Origin of the sequence: Vibrio sp. STUT-A16, assembly GCF_026000495.1 — a bacterium.
GTDB classification, from domain to species: domain Bacteria; phylum Pseudomonadota; class Gammaproteobacteria; order Enterobacterales; family Vibrionaceae; genus Vibrio; species Vibrio diabolicus.
In genome coordinates this window covers 432212-455718 of sequence record NZ_AP026765.1, presented here as the reverse complement: position 1 = coordinate 455718, position 23507 = coordinate 432212, and the positions used below count along the sequence as shown (strand labels likewise).

19 protein-coding genes are annotated in these 23507 nt (G+C 46.8%); 12 read left to right on the top strand and 7 right to left on the bottom strand.

The features are described 5' to 3' along the window. Positions 1-21: 21 nt before the first annotated feature. From lptC to mgtE, 9 genes are all read left to right on the top strand, one after another. The gene (gene lptC / locus OO778_RS02115) at positions 22-585 is read left to right on the top strand and encodes an LPS export ABC transporter periplasmic protein LptC (RefSeq protein ID WP_005396238.1); all 564 of its coding nucleotides are present in this window, start codon (positions 22-24) and stop codon (positions 583-585) included. Beyond that, a complete protein-coding gene (gene lptA, locus OO778_RS02110; protein WP_005396239.1) occupies positions 566-1060 on the top strand; it encodes a lipopolysaccharide transport periplasmic protein LptA in 495 nt (164 codons plus the stop codon). Before lptC ends, lptA begins: the two co-directional genes overlap by 20 nt. Position 1061: 1 nt before the next feature. Next, positions 1062-1787: an LPS export ABC transporter ATP-binding protein gene (gene lptB / locus OO778_RS02105; protein ID WP_074191854.1), complete on the top strand. Its 726-nt coding sequence runs from the start codon at positions 1062-1064 to the stop codon at positions 1785-1787. A gap of 50 nt (positions 1788-1837) precedes the next feature. Further along, entirely contained in the window at positions 1838-3307 is a 1470-nt protein-coding gene (locus OO778_RS02100) for an RNA polymerase factor sigma-54 (protein WP_074191853.1), read from the top strand. Between the two features lie 24 nt (positions 3308-3331). Then, on the top strand, positions 3332-3619 hold the full coding sequence (gene hpf / locus OO778_RS02095) for a ribosome hibernation promoting factor (RefSeq protein ID WP_005381114.1): 288 nt from the start codon (positions 3332-3334) through the stop codon (positions 3617-3619). A gap of 2 nt (positions 3620-3621) precedes the next feature. After that, the gene (gene ptsN, locus OO778_RS02090; protein WP_005381116.1) at positions 3622-4068 is read left to right on the top strand and encodes a PTS IIA-like nitrogen regulatory protein PtsN; all 447 of its coding nucleotides are present in this window, start codon (positions 3622-3624) and stop codon (positions 4066-4068) included. Positions 4069-4082: 14 nt separating this feature from the next. Next, positions 4083-4946 carry an RNase adapter RapZ gene (gene rapZ, locus OO778_RS02085; protein ID WP_006742353.1) on the top strand — a complete coding sequence of 288 codons (864 nt, stop codon included), beginning with the start codon at positions 4083-4085 and terminating at the stop codon, positions 4944-4946. Positions 4947-4948: 2 nt separating this feature from the next. After that, the gene (locus OO778_RS02080) at positions 4949-5224 is read left to right on the top strand and encodes an HPr family phosphocarrier protein (protein WP_005396244.1); all 276 of its coding nucleotides are present in this window, start codon (positions 4949-4951) and stop codon (positions 5222-5224) included. A gap of 148 nt (positions 5225-5372) precedes the next feature. Continuing rightward, on the top strand, positions 5373-6731 hold the full coding sequence (gene mgtE, locus OO778_RS02075; protein ID WP_006742352.1) for a magnesium transporter: 1359 nt from the start codon (positions 5373-5375) through the stop codon (positions 6729-6731). 61 nt (positions 6732-6792) lie between these two features. Here the strand turns inward: mgtE and pmbA are convergent, their stop codons facing one another. Beyond that, positions 6793-8136: a metalloprotease PmbA gene (pmbA, locus tag OO778_RS02070; protein ID WP_074191852.1), complete on the bottom strand. Its 1344-nt coding sequence runs from the start codon at positions 8134-8136 to the stop codon at positions 6793-6795. A 110-nt stretch (positions 8137-8246) separates the two neighbouring features. On the opposite strand from pmbA, the gene yjgA reads away from it, so the two are divergent. After that, positions 8247-8774 carry a ribosome biogenesis factor YjgA gene (gene yjgA, locus OO778_RS02065; RefSeq protein WP_005396253.1) on the top strand — a complete coding sequence of 176 codons (528 nt, stop codon included), beginning with the start codon at positions 8247-8249 and terminating at the stop codon, positions 8772-8774. Positions 8775-8861: 87 nt separating this feature from the next. On the opposite strand, the gene OO778_RS02060 is transcribed toward yjgA, so the two are convergent. Then, positions 8862-9824 carry a D-2-hydroxyacid dehydrogenase gene (locus OO778_RS02060; protein ID WP_074191851.1) on the bottom strand — a complete coding sequence of 321 codons (963 nt, stop codon included), beginning with the start codon at positions 9822-9824 and terminating at the stop codon, positions 8862-8864. Between the two features lie 93 nt (positions 9825-9917). Then, positions 9918-10670, bottom strand: a complete 753-nt coding sequence (gene rluA, locus OO778_RS02055) for a bifunctional tRNA pseudouridine(32) synthase/23S rRNA pseudouridine(746) synthase RluA (protein WP_005396255.1) — start codon at positions 10668-10670, stop codon at positions 9918-9920. Between the two features lie 342 nt (positions 10671-11012). Here rluA and OO778_RS02050 point away from each other — a divergent pair, with 342 nt between their 5' ends. Then, positions 11013-12278, top strand: coding sequence for a divalent metal cation transporter (locus OO778_RS02050; RefSeq protein ID WP_074191850.1), 1266 nt, complete (start codon positions 11013-11015; stop codon positions 12276-12278). 108 nt (positions 12279-12386) lie between these two features. Here the strand turns inward: OO778_RS02050 and rapA are convergent, their stop codons facing one another. Then, positions 12387-15296 (bottom strand): RNA polymerase-associated protein RapA, encoded by a 2910-nt coding sequence (gene rapA, locus OO778_RS02045; protein WP_256964575.1) that lies wholly within the window; start codon positions 15294-15296, stop codon positions 12387-12389. 561 nt (positions 15297-15857) lie between these two features. Here rapA and OO778_RS02040 point away from each other — a divergent pair. Beyond that, complete coding sequence (locus OO778_RS02040) at positions 15858-17234, top strand: PhoH family protein (RefSeq protein WP_256935779.1); 1377 nt, start codon at positions 15858-15860, stop codon at positions 17232-17234. A gap of 67 nt (positions 17235-17301) precedes the next feature. Here the strand turns inward: OO778_RS02040 and tldD are convergent, their stop codons facing one another. Genes tldD through OO778_RS02025 form a run of 3 tightly spaced genes read right to left on the bottom strand, consistent with a single transcriptional unit; the run spans position 17302 to position 23495 of the window. Further along, positions 17302-18747 (bottom strand): metalloprotease TldD, encoded by a 1446-nt coding sequence (gene tldD, locus OO778_RS02035; RefSeq protein ID WP_047009150.1) that lies wholly within the window; start codon positions 18745-18747, stop codon positions 17302-17304. 11 nt (positions 18748-18758) lie between these two features. Continuing rightward, the gene (locus OO778_RS02030; RefSeq protein WP_264910650.1) at positions 18759-19580 is read right to left on the bottom strand and encodes a carbon-nitrogen hydrolase family protein; all 822 of its coding nucleotides are present in this window, start codon (positions 19578-19580) and stop codon (positions 18759-18761) included. Between the two features lie 33 nt (positions 19581-19613). Then, positions 19614-23495 carry a YhdP family protein gene (locus OO778_RS02025; protein WP_243328134.1) on the bottom strand — a complete coding sequence of 1294 codons (3882 nt, stop codon included), beginning with the start codon at positions 23493-23495 and terminating at the stop codon, positions 19614-19616. Positions 23496-23507 lie beyond the last annotated feature (12 nt).

Genomic DNA, 23507 nt, shown 5'->3' with positions numbered 1-23507 from the left:
TAAACGATAGGCCTTCATTATATGAGTTTTACTCGCCTTATTTATTTGCTCTTGATCTTCGTTGTCGCATGGTGCGGTTATTACCTACTGACCCCAAAAGGCAACGACGCAATTCAAGTAGCACCAGATTCTGAACTGCCCATGTTCAGTGGTACTGGACTGGAAAACATCACCTATGGTGAAGATGGTGTCCGCAGTTACATCATCCGCTCCACGAACTTAGACCATTATGCTAAAAGTGGAGATACCATTTTTAATAACCCGACTTTGATGGTTTACCGTGAAGGTAGCGTCATTGAATGGAAGGTGACGGCCACAAGAGCCGTGTTAGATGAAGACCAAGTCTTAACGTTATATGACAAGGTCTTAATGCAAAATCTTCTGCCAGGTGCGAGTTTTGATACCATGGCAACAGACAAGTTAGTCATTAATCTAACCAATCGTGATTTTAAAGCTGATCAACAAGTCATGTTGGTTGGGCCACAATTTGAAACTACTGGAGGCGCAATGCAAGGCAACTTAAAGCAGCATACCGCAACTCTGACAGACGAAGTTCAAGGTCGATATGAAACCGTTACACCTTAGCCTACTGGCACTGGTATTGGCGGCGCCTCAAGCGCTGGCACTTAAGTCGGATACTCAACAACCGGTTTACATTAACTCTGACACCCAACAAGTGGATATGAAGAGTAACCAGGTTATTTTTAAAGGCGATGTATCTCTTAAGCAAGGTAGCATCAATATCGATGCTGATAGAATCGTGGTAACGCGCGATCCTAAAACCGAAGCCATCAAACAGATTCAAGCATTTGGTAAACCTGCCAAGTTTTCTCAGCTGATGGACGATGGTAAGACACTGAGTGGTCAAGCTGTGGAGCTGGATTACCGTATTTCTACAGACGAATTGACCATGAAAGGTCAAGCGCAACTGGCACAAGACAACAACACCATTAAAGGTTCTTCGATTCGTTACCAAATTGGTAAACAAAAGCTAGTCGCTGATAGCTCTAAGGAAGAGCGCGTTACGACCATTTTGCAACCCAATCAGATAGAGAACTAATATGGCAGTACTGAGTGCGAAAAACTTGGCGAAAAGCTACAAAAAGCGCAAAGTCGTAACCGATGTTAGCTTGGAAGTTGAATCTGGTCAGATTGTTGGGCTGCTAGGCCCAAACGGCGCAGGTAAAACCACCTCGTTTTATATGATTGTCGGCTTGGTGCCACGAGATGAAGGCACCATCACCATTGATGATAAAGACATCAGTATTCTGCCGATGCATAGTCGTTCGCGTCTCGGGATTGGCTACCTTCCGCAAGAAGCGTCGATTTTCCGTAAGCTGTCGGTAGAAGATAACATCATGGCTGTACTCGAAACTCGTAAAGAAATGACACGTGAAGAGCGCCAAGATAAGCTGGAAGATTTGTTGGAAGAATTCCACATTCAGCACATCAGAACCAGTGCAGGTATGGCACTATCAGGGGGTGAGCGACGCAGAGTGGAAATCGCTCGCGCTTTAGCAGCCAACCCTCAATTCATTTTGTTGGATGAACCTTTCGCAGGTGTTGACCCAATCTCGGTTAATGACATCAAGAAAATCATCGAGCATCTACGCGATCGCGGCCTCGGAGTGTTAATCACTGACCATAACGTGCGTGAAACACTGGACGTATGCGAAAAAGCCTATATCGTAAGCCAAGGGCACCTAATTGCATCGGGAACTCCGGCAGAAGTTCTCAATAATGAACAGGTGAAACAAGTTTATCTCGGCGAACAATTCCGTCTATGATTATATTAGGAACGGTAAGATTCTGAGCATTACAAGGTAAGTAACACTGAATGAAACCTTCATTACAACTCAAGCTAGGTCAACAGTTAGCCATGACGCCACAGTTGCAACAAGCGATTCGCTTACTGCAACTGTCGACACTCGATCTTCAACAGGAAATCCAAGAAGCCTTGGATTCAAACCCATTATTGGAAGTTGAAGAAGGCCAAGATGAGCCTCTAGCAAACGGTGAAGATAAATCAGCGGTCGAGGCTGCTGATAGCAACAGTGCTAACGAACCAGCAGACATTGACGTTCCAGACAGTTCAGACGTAATTGAGAAATCAGAGATCAGCTCTGAACTTGAAATCGATACCACTTGGGATGACGTCTACAGCGCGAATACCGGTAGCACTGGCTTAGCTCTTGATGATGATATGCCCGTCTACCAAGGCGAAACCACGGAATCATTGCATGACTACCTAATGTGGCAGCTTGACCTGACACCATTCAGTGAAACCGATCGTACGATTGCATTAGCGATTATTGACGCTGTTGACGACTACGGTTACCTAACCCTATCGCCTGAAGAAATTCATGAGAGCTTCGATAACGAAGAGGTTGAGTTAGACGAAGTAGAAGCCGTTCGTAAACGTATTCAGCAGTTCGATCCGCTCGGTGTGGCATCACGCAACTTACAAGAGTGCCTACTGCTACAGCTAGCGACTTTCCCAGAAGACACACCGTGGCTTGCTGAAGCCAAAATGATTCTTGCGGATCATATTGATCACCTGGGGAACCGTGATTACAAGCTCGTTATTAAAGAGACTAAGCTGAAAGAAGCCGATCTCCGTGAAGTCCTCAAACTTATCCAGCAGTTAGATCCTCGTCCCGGTAGTCGTATCACACCGGATGATACCGAGTACGTAATTCCAGATGTGTCCGTTTTTAAAGACAACGGCAAATGGACCGTTTCTATCAACCCAGATAGCGTTCCAAAATTAAAAGTAAATCAACAATATGCTCAATTAGGCAAAGGCAATAGCGCGGATAGCCAGTACATCCGCAGCAATTTGCAAGAGGCAAAATGGTTAATTAAGAGCTTAGAGAGTAGAAACGAGACGCTACTCAAAGTTGCAAGATGTATTGTTGAACATCAACAAGATTTCTTCGAGTATGGTGAGGAAGCCATGAAGCCAATGGTACTAAATGATGTAGCCTTGGCAGTGGACATGCATGAATCCACGATTTCTCGTGTAACAACACAAAAATTTATGCATACACCACGTGGCATTTTTGAATTGAAGTACTTCTTCTCTAGCCATGTTAGTACTGACAACGGCGGAGAATGTTCGTCAACAGCAATTCGCGCACTCATTAAAAAACTGGTCGCAGCAGAGAATACTGCTAAGCCATTGAGTGATAGCAAGATTGCTGCTCTTCTGGCTGACCAAGGGATTCAGGTCGCGAGACGTACGATAGCCAAATATCGAGAATCCTTGGGAATTGCCCCTTCAAGTCAGCGTAAACGCCTATTATAAGGCACTAACTGAAAAGGAAAGTCTATGCAAATCAATATTCAAGGCCATCACGTTGATCTTACCGATTCAATGCAAGACTATGTAAATTCTAAGTTTCAGAAGCTCGAAAGGTTCTTCGACCATATCAATCAAGTACATGTTGTACTAAAAGTTGAAAAAATCACTCAAATCGCGGAAGCTACGCTTCATATAAATCAAGGCGAAATCCACGCATCAGCTGATGACGAAAATATGTATGCCGCGATCGATTCGCTGGTAGATAAATTGGTTCGCCAACTCAATAAGCACAAAGAAAAACTAAACAGTCATTAATCATGCAACTGAGCGAAATACTGTCATTGGACTGCACCAAGAGTGCGGTCCACTGCACGAGTAAAAAACGCGCCCTTGAAATGATCAGCCGCATCGTGGCTGATCAAACGGGCCAAGATTCTACCGAACTGTTCGAGTGCATGCTCAACAGAGAGAAAATGGGCAGTACTGGTATCGGAAACGGTATTGCGATCCCACACGCTAGAATGCAATCGAGCGACAAGGCTATTGCTGTCTTGCTGCAATGTGATGAAGCAATTGAATTCGATGCGATTGATAATCGACCTGTCGACCTTCTTTTTGCGCTCCTTGTACCAGAAGAACAGTGCAAAGAGCACCTCAAGACTCTATCCTCTATGGCAGAACGTCTGAGCGATAAGCAAGTATTGAAACTACTGCGCAATGCTCAGAGTGATGAAGAACTTTACGACATCATGATTCACCAATAAGCAGGACGGACATCATGCGACTAATCGTGGTTAGCGGGCACTCAGGTGCCGGTAAGAGTATTGCGCTGCGCGTACTGGAAGACTTAGGTTATTACTGTGTTGATAACCTCCCAGTGAATTTGCTGGACGCATTTGTTCACTCTGTTGCTGACAGCAAGCAGAATGTTGCGGTAAGCATTGATATTCGCAATATCCCTAAAAAGCTAAAAGAACTGACTGGTACACTGGAGCAGTTGAAAACAGAGCTTGATGTGACCGTGCTTTTCTTGGACGCCAATAAGGAAACGCTACTCAAACGCTACAGCGAAACACGCCGAATCCACCCTTTATCTTTAGGTGGCACCTCTCTCTCCCTTGACCAAGCCATCGAGCGTGAGAAAGAAATTTTAACGCCACTTAAAGCGCATGCCGATCTTGTACTGAACAGCAGTGGACAATCTTTGCATGAGTTGAGTGAAACCGTGCGTATGCGTGTTGAAGGCAGGGATCGCAAAGGGCTTGTTATGGTATTTGAGTCTTTTGGCTTCAAATATGGCCTGCCTTCCGATGCCGATTACGTATTCGACGTTCGCTTCTTGCCCAACCCACATTGGGAACCAGCGTTGCGCCCTCTTACGGGTTTGGATGCCCCTATCGCCGCATTTTTGGAGCAGCACCAATCGGTGTTAAGTTTGAAATACCAAATTGAAAACTTTATAGAGAATTGGTTACCTCTGCTCGAGAAAAACAACCGCAGCTATTTGACCGTTGCAATAGGTTGTACCGGTGGTAAACACCGTTCGGTGTACTTAACTCAGCAAATCGGTGAGTACTTCGCCAATAAAGGACACCAAGTGCAAATTCGCCATACCTCACTAGAGAAAAACACTAAGGAGTAGCTGTGGAGTTAAGTCGTAAAGTATTGATTCAAAATCGCCTTGGCTTACATGCTCGCGCAGCCGTCAAACTGGTCGAACTGGCCCAGAGCTTTGAAGCGGTCATCACTATCGACAATGAAGAAGACAAAACCGCCACAGCAGACAGCGTAATGGGTTTATTAATGCTTGAGTCTGCTCAAGGACAGTACGTCACAATCCACGCTGCGGGTGAGCAAGCAGAAGAAGCACTGGATGCCGTTTGCCACTTAATCGAAGATAAATTTGATGAAGGCGAGTAATTTACTCGCTTTTTTATTACCTCTCACTCTCCTTCCCCTCACTGCTCCAAGAAATAAATTTGCTTAGTATCATAAGTTGTTATTAAAAGGCGCCTAGAATTAAGTTATTATTCAACGCATTGTAAATATCAGGAATTGGGAGGAATGAATGGCAGAGCAAATTGAATTCGACCAAGCTCACCAAGCCCTCCAAGAAGTCACAGAAGCGCTAGAAAATGGCCGCTTCGTCCATGTTCGTCGTCAGTTACAGGACATGGAACCTGAGGATATCGCTCACCTTTTAGAAGCCTCTCCACGAAAAAGCCGTGAAGTTCTCTGGCAACTCACCGACCCTGAAGACTACGGTGAAATCCTCGACGAACTGAACGAAGACGTCAAAGATAGTCTCGTATCCAAAATGGCACCAGAAGCGCTTGCAGAAGCGACAGAAGGCATGGATACCGATGACGTGGCTTATGTACTGCGTAGCTTGCCAGACAACCTGTCACGCGAAGTCCTATCGCAAATGGACTCCTCTGACCGTCTGCGTGTCGAAACCGCCCTGTCCTACCCAGAAGACACTGCAGGTGGACTGATGAACACCGACGTTATCACGATTCGTGGTGACGTAGATGTGGACGTGGTTTTACGTTATCTGCGTATGAAAGGTGAACTACCAGAAGCAACGGATGCACTTTATGTCATTGATGAAGAAAGCAAACTGATTGGTGAACTACCCATTACTCTGCTGATCACGACCCAGCCTGATGTCAAAATTGTCGACATCATGGAAGATGCTGACGAAGCGATCACTGTCGATACCAGTGATTCAGATGTTGCTAGTCTGTTCGAACGTCGTAACTGGGTCTCTGCTCCTGTCGTAGACGAGAATCAGCATCTCGTTGGCCGTATCACTATCGATGACGTAGTTGACGTTATCCGTGAAGATGCCGAACACTCGATGATGAGTATGGCAGGTATGGACGATGACGAAGATACCTTCGCACCCGTTGTAAAATCAGCTCGCAAACGCAGTATCTGGCTTGGGGCCAACGTGTTGGCCGCACTAGCTGCCGCTTCTGTTTCTAACATGTTTGAAGCCACGCTAGACCAGATGGCGGCCATTGCCGTATTGATGACGATTGTTCCTTCCATGGGTGGTGTCGCTGGTAACCAAACCGTCGCACTAGTGATTCGTGGTCTTGCTCTTGGTCATATCGGTGACTCGAACAAACGAGAACTGTTGATGAAAGAAGCCTCGATCGGTTTACTCAACGGCATCATGTGGGCGCTGATTATTGGCGGCATTGTTGTCGCTTGGAAAGGTAACTGGATGCTAGGGGGAATCATTTCCGCAGCGATGCTGACCAACTTATTGGTCGCTGGGGTTGCCGGAGTAACGATTCCAATCCTCTTAAAGAAAATGAACATCGATCCAGCTTTAGCTGGTGGTATGGCGTTAACGACCGTAACGGATGTAATTGGTTTATCAGTATTCTTAGGGCTTGCCACAATACTGATTACCTAACTGCAAAAACTAAAAAGCCTGATGAACACATCAGGCTTTTTTAATTCTGAATTAGGAAAGCTTACTCACCCGCCACTTTCATCGCATCCAGTAAGATTGAACCCGTTTGAATTTGCGAGCGCGTTTCAACGTCGCTACCTACGGCAACAATCTTATTGAACATGTCTTTTAGATTACCAGCAATGGTAATTTCCGATACTGGGTATTGGATTTCGCCGTTCTCAACCCAAAAGCCTGCAGCACCGCGAGAGTAATCACCTGTTACCACGTTCACGCCTTGCCCCATCACTTCTGTCACTAGCAAACCAGTGCCGAGCTCTTTAAGCATTTGTTCGAAGTTTTGACCAGTCGATTTCACGTACCAGTTGTGGATGCCACCAGCGTGACCTGTCGGCGCCATCTTCATTTTACGTGCGGCATAACTGGTTAACAGGTAAGTCGCTAGCACACCGTCAGTGATGATCTCACGATCTTGAGTGTACACGCCTTCGCTATCGAAGGGGCTTGACGCCAAACCACGTAATACATGTGGACGCTCCGAGATATTGAACCACTCAGGAAGCACTTGCTTACCAAGGTGATCAAGTAGAAAAGAAGATTTACGGTACAGGTTACCACCGCTGATCGCCATAACAAGGTGACCAATCAAGCCAGTTGCAACATCAGCGGCAAACATGATTGGGTATTTACCTGTCTTTAAGCGCTGCGCATCTAAGCGGTTAATCGTATTCTCTGCCGCCTTACGACCCACTGTTTCTGGAGTCCATAAGTCATCGCGATGACGTGCCACTGTGTAGCTGTAATCACGCTCCATTTCGCCATTTTGACCAACGCCAATCACACAACAGCTGGTACTGTGGCGGCTAGACGCATAGCTTGCTAATAAGCCATGGCTGTTACCATACACTTTTACACCGTAGTGGCTATCATAACTCGCGCCATCACTTTGCTTGATTGCACTGTCATAACTTAACGCTTCTTTCTCAGCGGCGATCGCCACATCGGCAGCATAGTCAGGATCTGGTGCGTCTGGGTGGAAAAGATCAAGCTCAGGGAGCTCTTGCACCATGTATTCTTTGGCAGCGGGCCCTGCGAATGGATCTTCAGATGTGTAATGCGCAATATCCAGCGCCGCAATAACGGTTTGCTCGATAGCAGCTTCACTTAAATCAGACGTGGAAGCACTGCCTTTACGTTGACCTCGGTAAACGGTAATGCCCAGCGCACCATCGCTGTTGAACTCGACATTTTCTACCTCGCCCATGCGAGTAGATACACTTAAACCAGTGCTTTTGGTAATTGCGACTTCGGCGGCGTCAGATTTTGCCGATGCAAGTTTTAAGGCTCTTGCGACGGCTTGCTCTAGCTCGGTACGTTGCTCAGCAACCTGCTGTTTAATATCCATTGTCTTTCACATCTTGTCTTTGATGAACAATAGGATAACAAGAATTTCGCTTTCTCCCCACGATTCTTGTTAAAATAGTCATAATATTAATCAAAACACAGGCAACTGAAATGGCACGTAAGAATCAAAAAGCGCCATGGGAACCAGAAGAAGAGATCATCTGGGTAAGCAAATCCGAGATGAAGCGAGACATGGAAGAACTGCAAAAGCTAGGTGAGGAGCTTGTCGGCCTCAAACCTGCAGTTCTCGAAAAGTTTCCATTGAGCGAAGACCTGCGAGAAGCAATTGCAGACGCACAACGCTTTAAAAACGAAGCACGTCGTCGCCAATTACAACGTATTGGTAAGTTGATGCGTTATGAAGATCCAGAGCCAATCCAAGCGGCATTGGATAAGATTCGTAACAAGCACTCTCAATTAACGGCGGTATTCCACAAGCTTGAAGCTCTGCGTGATCGCGTGGTGGAAGAAGGCGACAAAGCCATTGATGACGTAATGGAAATGTACCCAGAGGCGGATCGTCAGCGTCTACGCCAATTGGCTCGCCAAGCAGCGAAAGAGAAAAAAGCGGGGAAACCAGCAAAAGCGTACCGCGAAATCTTCCAGATCCTAAAAGGTCTGAACGAAGAAGAGTTTTAATTCGACGGTTCGATGCCAACGAGCATTCAATTAACGAAAAAAGCAGACATGATGTCTGCTTTTTTATCTTTTACTTAAATGTCAGCGTTACACCAAGCGATTAATACGCTCTCCGCGCTCGAAAGCGTTAATGTTCTCAATCAAGATTTCCACTAAACGTTGAATCGATGAGTCGCTGCCCCATGCAACATGCGGTGTAAGTAACAAATTAGGTAAACCCATATTGGCAATCAGCGGATTGCTCTCATCAGCTGGTTCTTGGGTAAAGACATCAAAGCCAGCCGCAGCGATTTCTCCCTGCTTTAGGGCATCCACCAGCGCTTGCTCATTCACCAAGCCTCCACGCCCCGTATTAATTAGAATGGCGTTGGACTTCATTTGCTGTAATTCTGCTTGACCAATCAAATTCTGAGTATGCTTGTTGAGCGGACAGTGCAAAGTCAACGCATCAGAGCGTTTCAATACTTCCTCAAACGGCACATAACCAGGTCGGCATTCTGATGCACCTTTACGCTCAGCAAAGATCACCTGCATGCCTAGCGCATCAGCTAACTGTGCTGTCGCTTGCCCTAAAGCGCCGCTGCCAATAACACCTAGTGTGCTACCACCTATATCCCCGATTGGGTGCGTAAAAAAGCAGAACTGCTTATTACGCTGCCATTCGCCAGCGGCAATATCTTGATGGTAACCAAATAAGTTTCGGCGTAAAGCAAACAGCATCGCCATCACGTGCTCAGGTACCGAACGCGTCGCGTAACCACGTACATTGGCAACCGCAATATCATGCTTAGCACAGTAGTCCACATCGACGTTATTAAAACCAGTCGCGGCAACCGCGATCATCCGCAAGTGTGGTAGTTGCTCTAATACATTTTGGTCAAGCAGGACTTTATTGCTAATCACGATATCTGCATCTGCTAACCTTTCTATTACCTGCTCTGGCGCGGTTAAGTCGTACTCACGCCAGTAGTGCTGAAAGCTAGGTCGTGGGATCTCAATATGTTCTGGGATGGTCGCACGGTCCAAAAATACGATGGTCGGCAAAGACATAACAACTCCTTGTTCACGGCTGAAAGACAGGATACATCAACCACAGTAACGAAATAGCGAACTAGAAAGAACCGTTGTTGACTGCGGCTGGCATTAAGGGTGTGGCAACGTTTTATAATCAGGCAATGTACGTTCTGGCGAAAAATAGTTAAAGATCGCCGCCTCGGCTTCAGGATAAAAGTCACAGGGTACAAAAATACTGCTCAGCTGATCCGTGGCTGGGTGATAAAAACTTAGCTCCGCAGCGTGCAACTCTAAACGTTCTGAAAACTGATACGCCTCTTCGCTTGCATAAAACTCATCACCCACAATCGCATGACCAATCGCCATCAAATGCACGCGCAACTGATGCGATCGACCAGTAATGGGGAGTAACCGCACAACGGTCGTATGGGTGCCATCTGGGTGCACTTCACGCTTCACCACTTGGAATAAAGTTTGAGATGGCTTGCCGTCGTCGAAGCATACTTTTTGTCGCGGACGATTTGGCCAATCACAAATTAATGGAAGGTCAATATTCCCTTCTTGCGGCTCGACATGCCCCCAAACACGTGCGTAATACACCTTGTGGGTGAGACGATATTGGAACTGCTTTTTTAATGCTCGCTCCGAAGGTTTGTTTTTCGCCAGCAGCATCAACCCTGATGTCGACATATCCAAGCGATGCACTACTTGGATTTCTGGATGCACCTCCTTGAGGCGGCTCCACATGCTGTCGTAATGCTCTTCAAGGCGACCAGGAACAGACAGCAACCCTGATGGCTTGTTCACTGCCAGAATGTCGTCATCCTCAAAAACGATATCGACCCAAGGATCGGTGGGAGGGGTATATTCAAGCATTGCCATGGGAGATCTCTACAAAATAAAAACGCCGCGATTATATACCCAAATAGCACCCAGATGCAGGATTCTGAAGAAAAGTCCAAACCAATAACACAAAGTCAATCCTTTAGCATAAAAACTAAAAATAGCACGTTGTAAATTTAGTTTGACAACAAGACGCATAACTGAATAGAGTGCTAGATGCACACAGCATGATATTCGCAAAGAATACTTAAAATAAATACATCAAAACACAGCATTTAAAAGACATTACCGTTGCGCAGTATAGGGCGAGCGCTCAGCTTGTCATGTACTGCGGTATGTATCTCTTTAGAAAGGTACATAAGATAAAAAGGACAATAAGCAATGGACTCCGCCGTTATAGATAAACCCCAATCCAAACTTTCCTTATTTTTTCGTTCGTTAGGCCCCGGCATATTAATGGCATCTGCTGCGGTGGGTGGCTCTCACCTCGTCGCATCAACCAAAGCTGGTGCGATTTATGGCTGGCAACTGGCGGCGCTGATTCTGCTCGTAAACCTGTTTAAATACCCTTTTTTCCGAGCGGGTGTACAGTACACCATGGGGACAGGGCTCACCTTGGTTGAGGGCTACGCGAAATTAGGTCGGCCTTATCTATGGCTATTTCTATTTCTGAGCGTGGTCTCAGCCGTAATCAATACCGCCGCTTTGTTGATGTTTAGCGCTAGCTTGCTGGGCTACTTCATTCCGTTTTCACTATCAATGGCGTCACTCAGTATCATTGTGATTGTCACCTGCCTGATCATATTATTTGCTGGTCATTACAAAGCGCTCGATACGCTATCTAAGGTGATCATGTCGGTGTTAACCATCGCGACTTTACTTGCCGTTTCTATCGCCTTTGGTAACCCTGTTGAGCAAGTGGCCAACTTCGAGCCACCGTCACCTTGGTCGATTGCGGCAATTGGCTTTATCGTCGTAACAATGGGGTGGATGCCAGCACCGATAGAGATCTCCTGTTTAACCTCAGCATGGTTAAAACGCCAATCAAGCCAGCAAGAAGTAACATACCGCTCTGCTCTATTTGACTTTAATGTCGGGTATATTGGCACGGCTTTTCTTGCCATTATCTTTGTATCGTTAGGTTCTTTGATGCTCTATGGTTCTGGCGTTGAACTTGAAAGCTCAGGCGTTGGCTTCTCCCACCAATTGGTTGGCTTATATGCGGCAACAATTGGCGAATGGTCTCGTTATTTGATCGCGGTAATTGCGTTTTTCTGTATCTTTGGCAGCACGATTACCGTTATTGATGGCTACTCACGCGTTATTTCTGACTCTCAACGTCTACTGCGCTCACAACCAGACACTAACCCTAAAACCACATCAGCGATCATGCTGGTGGTCGCCTTACTTGCATTAGGTATTGTGGTTTTCTGGGCTTCTGCGTTATTGCCTATGCTGAACTTTGCGATGATCCTCGCCTTTATGACCACGCCATTCTTTGCTCTGCTAAATTACACATTAGTGAGCAAAACCGAGTTACCTGAGCCTTTGGCTGTTGGACCTAAACTGAAGTGGTTGTCGATTGCAGGCCTGATTTACTTGTTTGGCTTCTTGGCTGTGTTTATCTGGTGGAAGTGGTTGATGTAAATGAGGTAGCTATCAGTGAGTAATGCATTCCGCATAAAGAAACTAAACCGCAAATAAAGAAAAAGGTCTTCAACTGAAGACCTTTTTTAATGAGCAATAAATACTTACTTAGTTGTGGCTCACCACAATCAAACGTAGCGAGTCGAGCTGCACTTGAGCTTGGTTGATGTAACCAGTGAGCTCCTTAATTTGTGCATCAATGGCTTCAATTTCTTCGTCACGAATATTTGGGTTTACCGCTTTCAGTGCTTGCAAACGCTCAAGTTCTGCATTCAAGCTATGCTGCATATCTTGATGAGCTTGCTTGCGTACTTCCTCAACCTTCGCTTCGATAAGATTGTCCCCCGCTTCGATCAAGCGGTGTACGTCTTTCTGTACCGACGTGACCAACTTGCTGCCTAAGTGACGGTTTACAGGGCTGAGCTGGCGGTTAAAGCTTTCAAATTCCACTTGAGCAGACAAATCATTACCACGCGAGTCCATCATTAAACGGATTGGCGTTTTCGGTAAGAAGCGCGCGATACCACTGCGTTTTGGCGCTTGCGCATCTACCGCGTAAATCAACTCAAGAAGAATGGTCCCGACTGGTAGCGCTTTGTTTTTCAGTAGAGATACCGCAGACGTCCCCACCCCTTCACTCATCAGAAGATCGATACCACCTTGGATCATTGGGTGCTCCCAACTGATAAAGTGCATATCTTCACGAGATAAAGCCGTATCACGATCAAACGTGATCGTCGCCCCTTCGTATGGCAGGCCTGGGTAGCTTGGTACCATCATGTGCTCAGATGGGGTCACAATCAGTGCGTTTTCGCCTTTGTCATCTTGGTTCAAACCAATCGTGTCAAATAGAGAAAGTGCGAAGGTGACCAGATTGGTATCACCATCGGTTGATTCAATTTTCTCAACGATTTGTTGTGCTTTTTCCCCGCCATTTGAATGCATTTCTAATAGGCGATCACGGCCTTGCTCCAATTGGGATTTCAGCTCTTTATTCATTTTTGCTGACGCTTCAATGATCTCATCTAGCGTGCTGGTGTCACCAGAAGCAAGGATTTCAATCAGATCATCAGAGTACTTATCGTAAACGGCACGGCCTGTTGGGCAAGTTTCTGCAAAAGCGTTTAAACCTTCATCAAACCAGCGAGCAAGAATGGCTTGCGAGGTACCTTTCAGGTAAGGAACATGAATGTCGATGTCGCGGTTCTGGCCGATACGGTCCAAACGACCGATACGTTGCTCAAGCAAGTCAGGGTTGAACGGCAAGTCAAACATGACTAATTGGTTGGCAAACTGGAAGTTACGACCTTCAGAGCCGATTTCACTACAGATAAGAACCTGTGCACCACCTTCTTCTTGCGCAAAGTAAGCGGCTGCTTTGTCACGCTCAAGGATCGACATACCTTCATGGAAGACGGTCGCACGAATGCCTTCACGCTCACGCAGTGCTTGCTCCAATTGCAGAGCCGTACTTGCACGAGAGGCAATCACCAGAATTTTCTCGCTGCGCTTCTCTTTTACCTTTTCAAGTAACCAATTCACGCGCGAGTCAAACTGCCACCAGCTTGCATCATCGCCTTCAAATTCTTGGAAGATCTCTTCTGGGTAAAGGTTCTTCATTGCACGTGCTTCCGAACTCATCTTACCGCCGATCATCCCAGCAACACGCATTGACGTGGTGTATTGCGGTGGGATATCCATTGGCATCAGGTGCACGTTACGCGCAGGGAACCCTTTGATAGCCGCACGTGTGTTACGGAACAGAACTCGTCCCGTACCGTGACGATCCATCAAGTTGTCGATCAACTCTTGGCGCGCTGACGCTTTCGCTTCTTCGTCCGCTTCACTTTCGATAATGCGGAAAAGTGGTTCTACGTCTTGTTCAGACAACAACTCAGTAATCTGGTTTTTCGCTTCATCAGGCAGTTTTTCACCAGAGAAAAGTGAAGTAATCGCATCCGCTACAGGTGCGTATTGCTCTTCTTCCTCGACAAACGCTTCATAATCGTAGAAACGGTCAGGATCCAGCAAGCGCAGACGAGCAAAGTGGCTCTCACGACCAAGCTGTTCTGGCGTTGCCGTCAGTAGCAGTACGCCCGGAGTGCGTTCAGCCAAGCCTTCCACTACTTGGTATTCACGGCTCGGTTTATCTTGGCTCCACTCAAGGTGATGCGCTTCATCGACAACCAGTAGGTCCCATTCGCCTTCCAGTGCTTGTTCAAAACGCTTGCGGCTCTTGCGTAGGAAGTCCAAAGAACACAGCACGTATTGCTGGGTATCAAATGGGTTTTCTGCATCCGCGAATGCTTCGATACAACGCTCTTCGTCAAAGATAGAGAAATGCAGGTTGAAACGACGCATCATCTCAACCAGCCATTGATGTTGCAGTGTTTCAGGTACCACAATCAAAATACGTTCTGCACGGCCAGACAGCACTTGCTGGTGGATGATCATGCCCGCTTCGATGGTTTTACCCAAACCAACTTCATCCGCCAGTAATACGCGTGGCGCGTGGCGACGGCCAACTTCGTGCGCGATGTAAAGCTGATGAGGGATCAAACCTGCACGCATACCACATAGGCCACGCATTGGGCTCTTATGCTGCTCAAACTGGTTGGTTAGCGCACGGTAACGCAGAACAAAGTTGTCCATGCGATCAATTTGACCGGCGTACAACTTATCTTGAGGTTTATTAAAACGAATTTGGTTACTAAGGAAAATCTCACGCAGAACAACGGCGGTTTCTTGCGTGTCTTCACGAGTACCGAAATAGGTGTATAGACCTTCATCTTCCAGTACTTCTTCAACTTTTAGAGACCAACCTTCTTGGCAGTCGATGACATCACCAACGTTAAAGGTGACTCGGGTAACAGGTGCATCGTTACGTGCGTAAACTCGGTTTTCCTCTGACGCTGCAAACATCAATGTCACAGTACGAGCATCCATTGCTACAACGGTACCTAAACCTAAATCGCTTTCCGTATCGCTAATCCAGCGCTGCCCCAAAGCAAATGTCATGAATTGACTACCTCGTTATTAGTTCTTGATTCGTGTTTCTTGTTGGTCTACTCATGCCCGTAGGCATGGATAATAGTTTAGATCTGATTCTGGCTTCTGCTATGCCGATAGCATTCGTCATTCCAGTATGAACTGAGTATTTTTAAGCCAGCTCAACATGATAAATCGGACGTAGCCTATACGCAGAAAAAGGTCGCTAATCTTACTTGAAGCTGTGATTTAGGTCACGCCGAAACCGCACCAAGCAGAAACTTTTTTTCCCCAAACTATAAATGCAATCAAATTGTAAAATACTCATGCCAATTATTAAGTTGTAGAACGTAAATATTACGTATACTTCTAGTGAGGGGCGTTTAAAACCATTGCATATGATTTAAGCGCGTTAGTACACGATTAGGATCAACACGGGTTTGCAGTAAGTTGTCTTGCTACTCGGTTGCACACTAACCGACATCAGCCCGACAACCTCTATTGCAAGCAATCAGAGTTAGGCCGCTTCACACCTATTTGAGAACGACCTAACCACTCGCATGCAGAGCCGTATTACGGCAAGGAGACGCTATGGGCGATACCGATCGGAAACTGTTTGTACTTGATACCAACATTCTTCTTCATGAACCCTTTGCCATCTTCTCTTTCCAAGAACACGATGTCGTTATCCCCATGACCGTGTTGGAAGAACTCGACCGAATCAAAGACAGCAAACGCGATGTCGCAAGAGACGCTCGCGTGGCTATTCGCGCTTTGGAAGATTTGTTTAAAGAAGCAACGCCCGATGAAATTTCTGAAGGTATTCCTGTTTCTAAAGACAGCCCCGACCAAGGCACCATTTCCATTTTGGCGGATTTTGAACTGCAGGAAACCGTCAAAGCCTTCGCCGACAAAGCCGGTGACAACCGCATACTCAATGCGGTGCTTTATCTGCAAAACAAGCGAGCACCACGTGAAGTGGTACTGATCACGAAAGACATTAACATGCGTCTGCGCGCCAAAGGCGCTGGCGTACGTTTTGTTGAAGACTACCGAACCGATCAACTGATTGACGACATTCAATACCTCACCAAAGGTTTTCAACTGCGTGAGGGGGACTTCTGGAGTGATATTGAGGAAGTGGAAAGTTATGCGCTGGGCGGAAAAACCTATCACAAGCTCAGTCGTGAACCTTTTGAACCAACCTTTATTAACCAATATGTGATTGATGAAGACAGCGACTTTGCTGGCCGCGTGGAAACCATCAATGAAGACAAATTAACGCTACTCGACCTGAGCCGCGAACGCATGATGCACCGTAAGGCTTGGGACATCACACCAAAAAACATCTACCAAGGAATGGCGTTGGATGCCTTACTTGACCCGGATATTGACCTAGTGATTTTAACCGGTGCCGCTGGTAGTGGTAAAACGCTATTAGCCATGGCAGCAGCACTGGAGCAAACCATTGAAAAAGGCATGTTCGATAAAATTATCGTGACGCGTAACACGCCAGACATCGGTGAATCCATCGGCTTCCTACCCGGCTCAGAAGAGGAGAAAATGATGCCGTGGTTAGCGGCGGTGACCGATACCTTGGAAGCGCTACATAAACACGATCACTGCACTGAAGGCTCATTGAAGTACATCTGCGATAAAGCCAATATTCAGTTTAAATCGATCAACTTTATGCGTGGCCGTTCTATTCAAAATGCGTTTGTGCTGCTTGATGAGTGTCAAAACCTCACCGCTTCACAAATCAAAACCATCATCACCCGCTGCGGCGAAGGAACCAAAATCGTCTGCTCCGGTAACTTGGCGCAGATTGACTCCCAATACCTCACCCCTGTGACCTCTGGTTTGACCTACATGGTTGAACGCTTCAAGAACTTTGAAGGCAGCGCGAATATTCACCTTAACGGCGTGGTTCGTAGCCGCTTGGCAGAGTTTGCCGAAGAGAACCTGTAGTCGACATCGACTCACAAAAACAAAAGAGCGCTCTAATGAGCGCTCTTGTTATAACGATTCGAATGAGTTACTCAGTGCCACCCACCGTCAGTGAGTCTAATTTCAAGGTCGGCTGACCAACACCAACTGGCACACTTTGACCTGCTTTACCACATACGCCAACGCCCTTGTCGATACTTAGGTCGTTGCCGACCATCGATACTTGCTGCATAGCTTCAATACCAGAGCCAATCAACGTCGCACCTTTAACAGGGCGCGTAATTTTGCCATTTTCAATCAAGTACGCTTCCGATGCGGAGAACACAAACTTACCCGAAGTAATGTCCACCTGACCGCCACCAAAGTTTGGCGCATACAACCCTTTTTCTACCGTCGAGATGATTTCTTCTGGCGTATGTTCACCTGGAAGCATGTAGGTGTTGGTCATACGCGGCATCGGCAAATGTGCATACGACTCACGACGACCGTTACCTGTTGGGTTCACACCCATTAACCGCGCGTTTAGCTTGTCTTGCATGTAACCTTTCAGCACACCATTTTCGATAAGCGTGTTGTACTGGCCATTCACCCCTTCATCATCCACATTGAGTGAACCACGAAGGTCTTTTAATGTACCGTCATCAACAATGGTACACAGTGAAGACGTCACTTGTTGACCCATTTTGCCAGAGAAAACCGAAGATTCCTTACGGTTAAAGTCACCTTCTAGGCCATGACCTACCGCCTCATGTAGCAATACGCCTGGCCAACCTGAGCCCAATACCACTGGCATCATGCCTGCTGGTGCGGCTTCTGCTTCAAGGTTTACCAACGCCATGCGAATCGCTTCGTCTGCATAATGGAAAGCTTGTTTCACACCATTGCTTTCCGTTAAAAAGAAATCGTAACCAAAACGGCCACCGCCACCAGCGCTACCTCGTTCACGTCGTTCACCTTTTTGAGCGAGCACGCTAATAGACAAACGTACCAAAGGACGAATATCGCCTGCATAAGTACCGTCTGTTGCCGCAACAAGCATCTGCTCATGCACACCGCTGATGCTGATCGAGACTTCTTTAATCAATGGTTCTTTAGTGCGGATGTAAGCATCTAGAGACTTAAGTAATTCTGTTTTTTGCTGCTTTTCCCATTCAGCTAGTGGATTCACAGCCGCGTAGTACGCTTGGTTCTCCGTACGTTTAAACGCATGAACTTTGCCATTTTGCCCTTGCTGAGCAATACCGCGCGCCGCCATTGCACTCTGCTTCAGGCCTTCAGGCTGGATTTGATCAGAGTAGGCAAAGCCTGTTTTTTCGCCAGTTACGGCGCGGACACCAACACCACAATCAATGTTAAAAGAGCCATCTTTGATGATGCTGTCTTCTAGAACCAGAGACTCATGCCAGCTGGACTGAAAGTAAATGTCCGCATAATCGATCTGGCGCGTCGCAATGCTGGCAAGCGTGTCAGCAATGTCTTGTTCTGTCAGACCATTTGGGGCAAGGAGTGCCTGTTCTATTTGGTTTGTGCTCATAGTTAGCTCTTTTATTTCCGTCTCAATTCATTTTGAAAGCGACTGTGTTGAGTCAGCGGCATATTCTGCCTTACTTGTTGGCTTTGTGACAAATCTATCTCTGTCACTAACAAGCCTACTTCATCCTGAAGCTGCTTATGGATACGTCCCCAAGGGTCAACGACCATCGAGTGTCCCCATGTTTTTCGTCCACATGGATGCGCTCCAGTTTGTCCGCTTGCCAAAATCCAACATTGTGTCTCAATCGCTCTAGCTCGCAATAATACTTCCCAGTGAGCTTGCCCCGTCACAGCGGTAAACGCAGCAGGCACCACAATGATATCCGCGCCTTCTTGGCGTAATACTTTATAAAGCTCAGGGAAACGAAGATCGTAACAGATGCTCAATCCAACGCTGCCGATATCGGTTTCCGCCACGACTATTTGATTACCCGCCATAAACGTGTCCGACTCACGATAACTACCATAACCATCGGCTACGTCGACATCAAACATATGCAGTTTGTCATAGTGAGCAATGCATTTACCGTGCGGCGGCAATACAAGCGTTGTGGTCGTGACACCTTTTGCGGTTTGAATGGGCATGCTTCCGACAATCAGTGTTAACTGGTTCTTTCTTGCGATTTCAGAGAGCCGCTGTTGAATCACGCCACTCCCAAGTGGCTCTGCATGTTGATGGTACGCTTCGCGGTTGGCAAACAGCACCGTATTTTCAGGGGTAAGGACAAGCTTGGAACCTTGCTTACTCGCCAAAGCACACTGTTTTTCAATAAAGTCCAGATTCGCGGTGATATCTGGACCCGATGTCATTTGAATAATGCCAACACGTTCCATGTGTTTCCTCCTTATTCCATTTTAGTCGGTGAGTTATTTGGCTTGTTCACGCAGCTTTTCTGGCAGTTTGTATTCACCTTTACTTCGCGAAATTTCTTTTACCGTTGGTGAATCTAGTGGGCCTTTCACTTCATAATTGACTTGAGTGAAGACCTCAACCACCGGAGAAATCACTGTTGAGATGGCTAAAACATACAACGCGGTTTGTGGCGCTACTGCAAACGCGGTCAGCATTGGTAGGCCTGATGTGATGTCTGGGGTGAACTTCACTTCCGCATCGACCATTCTGCTGTTCATATTGGCGATGCCGCGGATCTGCATTTCCCCTGCTAACGCATCCATCACGATATCGTTGGTGATAAATACGCCATCTTGGATTTTGCCCGTGCCTGTGATCGAGTTAAACGCCATGCCTTTGTCGAATACGTCGGTAAAGTCGAGCTGCATCTTACGGATGATAGAATCCAAACTGAACAAGCCTAACAAGCGTGCCGCACCACTGACTTCACTGATCACACCTTTACCAAATTCCGTTGAGACATTCCCTTGCAAGGTTTGTGTCTTCATCGACCAAGGCGCGCCGTCCCATTCCATATTGGCGTTGATCTCAAATGGTGCCTGCTGAATACCTGATGTGATACCAAAGCGCTCCATAAGGTCAGTGTTGTTATCACCTTTCATTTTCATGGTTAAGTTGGAATGGCTATTCTCTTTTGTCAGGTCCCACCAACCGCTCATATCAATACGGTTTTTGCCGCTGCTAAAGGTGATATTTTTCCACTCCAAACGGTTCTCGCGACGCTGTAAATCAACATTCACCTTCCCCACTTTGTAACCTTGCAACCAGAAATCATCGATATTCAAAGTTAAGTTTGGCATCTCAGCGTGAAACTGGCGGTCAAAATTGGTAATCAAAGGTGCGTTTTGATCCTCACTGGCAAAGAGCGAGCTACGCTCTTTGGTCATCTCTTCAAACCCTGGAATATACAGGTGCAAGTGCTCCAAAGAGACCGATAAGTCATACGGTTTCAGATAGTTAGCCTTACCTTTAACCTCTTGACTGTCCACATCGAGTTGCCAGCTCAAATTCTTTTTGCTTGCGGAGAAGTCCACATCATGAAACTCAATCCCACCAAGCTGCAAGTTTGGCGTTTCAACATCAATCCGTGTCGGCAATGGAATACTCGGCGTCTTCATGCTTGCCAGAACAGATGAGGATTGCTTACCTTCCGAGCCCTGAACCAGCTCTGCCCACTGGTCTAAATTAAGCTCAGCGACACGCACTGATGCATCGTGTCCGACAATAGGGCTGATCCTGAAACCACCTTTGCCGACCATTAAATGAGTCGCCGTCAGAACAGGTACGTCGCCAGTTATATCTATCTCGGTTTGATACTTAGCATTTGGTATCTGTAGTCTTGCTGAAATACTTTCTTGGTTGCCGGATGCCTGTAGTTTTGCTTGCCCGGACTCGCCAACTTGTTTCGCTAGCGGATAGGGATATTGACTCGCTAAACGATTTAGCTGCGCCAACACATCAAGTTGATAGGTGAAGCCTACATCATTAAGTTGTAAGTCAATGTCCATTTGCCACGGCGCATGCCCAGAAACAAGCTTTAACCAACGCTCACCAACATAAGGTTTGAGAGGCTCAACGTCCCAATCCCCTAATGTATTAATCGTCACATTGTAGCCCTGTTCCGCACTCTCACCACGAAAATCGAGGGAGATAGGCTGGGTAAGCAACTCTGCAGACAAACCCGATGTGGTGACCACATCATTATCGAAGTGGATACGCCCTGTGGCTTTCTCCAGCGTCATTGGCGGCGCTTCAATATCGACACGGTTTTCTGTTAAATCGGCATAACCCCAAGCACGGGACTCTTTTTCAAAATCAAACGGAATGTTGAGCTGGAACTCAGAGTAAACCGGACCACTCACTTGCAGCGCCGTCAACGCTGCCCCGACCGAGTCCACCAATGGCGTCGCCATCATGTAGTCACGAACTTCATTACCCGGCGCGCTCGCTTTGGCTTCAATCTCAATGTGTCCACCCTCCGCCAACTCAGGGATTCGCCCAGTAATACGCTTGGCATGAACACCATTTAGCGTGGCGGACTTTGAATCCAAATACATGGCATCATTTTCAAACAGCAAGTCCAGCTGCAGATCAGTGATGGTTGGCCACGCCGTATCAAAGCTAAATTTCGCGTCTTTTAAACCGACCCACGCCTGAAACATGCCATTATGATCTTTGTAAGGAAAATCCCCTAACTCGCCATACCACAGCAGCTTAGCCGTATTCACTTTACCGCCTTGAATCGCAGTCGATAGGTAATCCGTTAAGTCTTGTCCAAGTGCCAGAGTCGGCAGGTAACGCCATGTTTCACCTGCGTTATAGAGATCTGCTTCAGCATAAAACGATAAAAATGGGCTTTGTTCTTTTGGAAAATCAAGACGGAATGCTCCTAGTACTTGAAGATCCGGTGTCGCTGCCGTCACTTTATCAGACCACAAGCGCCAGCCACTCTCATCTTGTTGCCAGATAATATCGACTTCACCTTGTTTGATATTCAGCGGAGCTTGAAATACATCACCGTACGGAAATACATCATCAATGACGGTTACTTTCGCTTTTGCCTGATCTAAATCACCAGATACACTGCCCTGTACATGATGGAATCCTGGTAGCAGTTCCCATTGCGTCATCGCAAGTTCATCCAGTTCCGCGGAGTAGCGTAACGTGTCTAAACCACCGTTCATGGACAAGCGAACATCTTCAACTCGGCCTTTCGGTGCCAATTTGTTGATAAGGTCACTGGTCGATTCTGACTCTGGAGCCAATTTGATGAGCGGAATAAGTGCTTCGATATCGAGTTGAGAAAGGTTGAGCGTCCAACCATTCGGTTGCCAATCAAACGCTGCGTCTAGCTCCGGCCAAGGGGTGTTGTCGGTTCGGATCCGAAGTGAGTGACCGTTTACTTTCCAACCTTGTTTATCTGGTCGAAGATTGAAAATACCTGACTCGATAAACAGCTCATGACGACCGTTTTCATTCCACACCAGCTCAGAAGGCAACAGTTCAACATACGCATCATTCGGTTGGCTGTGTTTCAGCGTCAGCCAAGTGTTTAAGCTGACCTTACCCGACTCAGCACCCGACTCTTCTTGCATGTAAGTGGTTAACCAAGGCGTCACTGAGACATCTTGGGCACTTACGTAAAACTCACCAGACACATCACGCAGCGAACCATGGTCTTTAAAGTTAGCGCTCACTAACAGTGAATTCAGACGAACATCGGCAATGTTCACGGTGCCTTCTGCTAAGTGGTGCTTGCCTTGGTTGCTCCAACGGAGCTGCTCGATATCTAAACGGCGAGTCTCACCAGATACCGATTTATACCAAATCCGTGAGTCGGTAATGGTGAAGTCTTCAAACTGACGTAAAAGAAGTGAGTCGAGTTGGTCGATGAGCTTCACTTCGCTCTTGTCCACACTCGGTTCCTGCTCTTGACGACTAGAGGTCGGCAGAATGTCTACGGTGTGAATATCCAGAGCGAGGTTATGGATGGTGAGGTCAGCAACCACCGGTTTGAGTTGCAAAAGAGATTGAATGAGATCGAATTCAATTTGGATTTCTTCAACGGCAAAGCGTGCATCCTGAATATTCGGCAGATTCGCTTCTAAACCGAGTAGCGCGATCGAGGGGTGATTATTGCGCCACGTCCCTGCGACGTTGGCGATAGAAAAGTCAAAACCTGTGTCCTGCTTGACCCAGGTTTTGATCTCATCTTGGAAGTGGTTAAGTTGTGGCAATGTGACGCGCAGTGTGGTTACTAATATGGCCAATAACACCAGTACAGTAACTAAACTCCACGCACAAAAACGCCCAAAACGGTTAACACCAGAATTCACAAATGTTCCAAA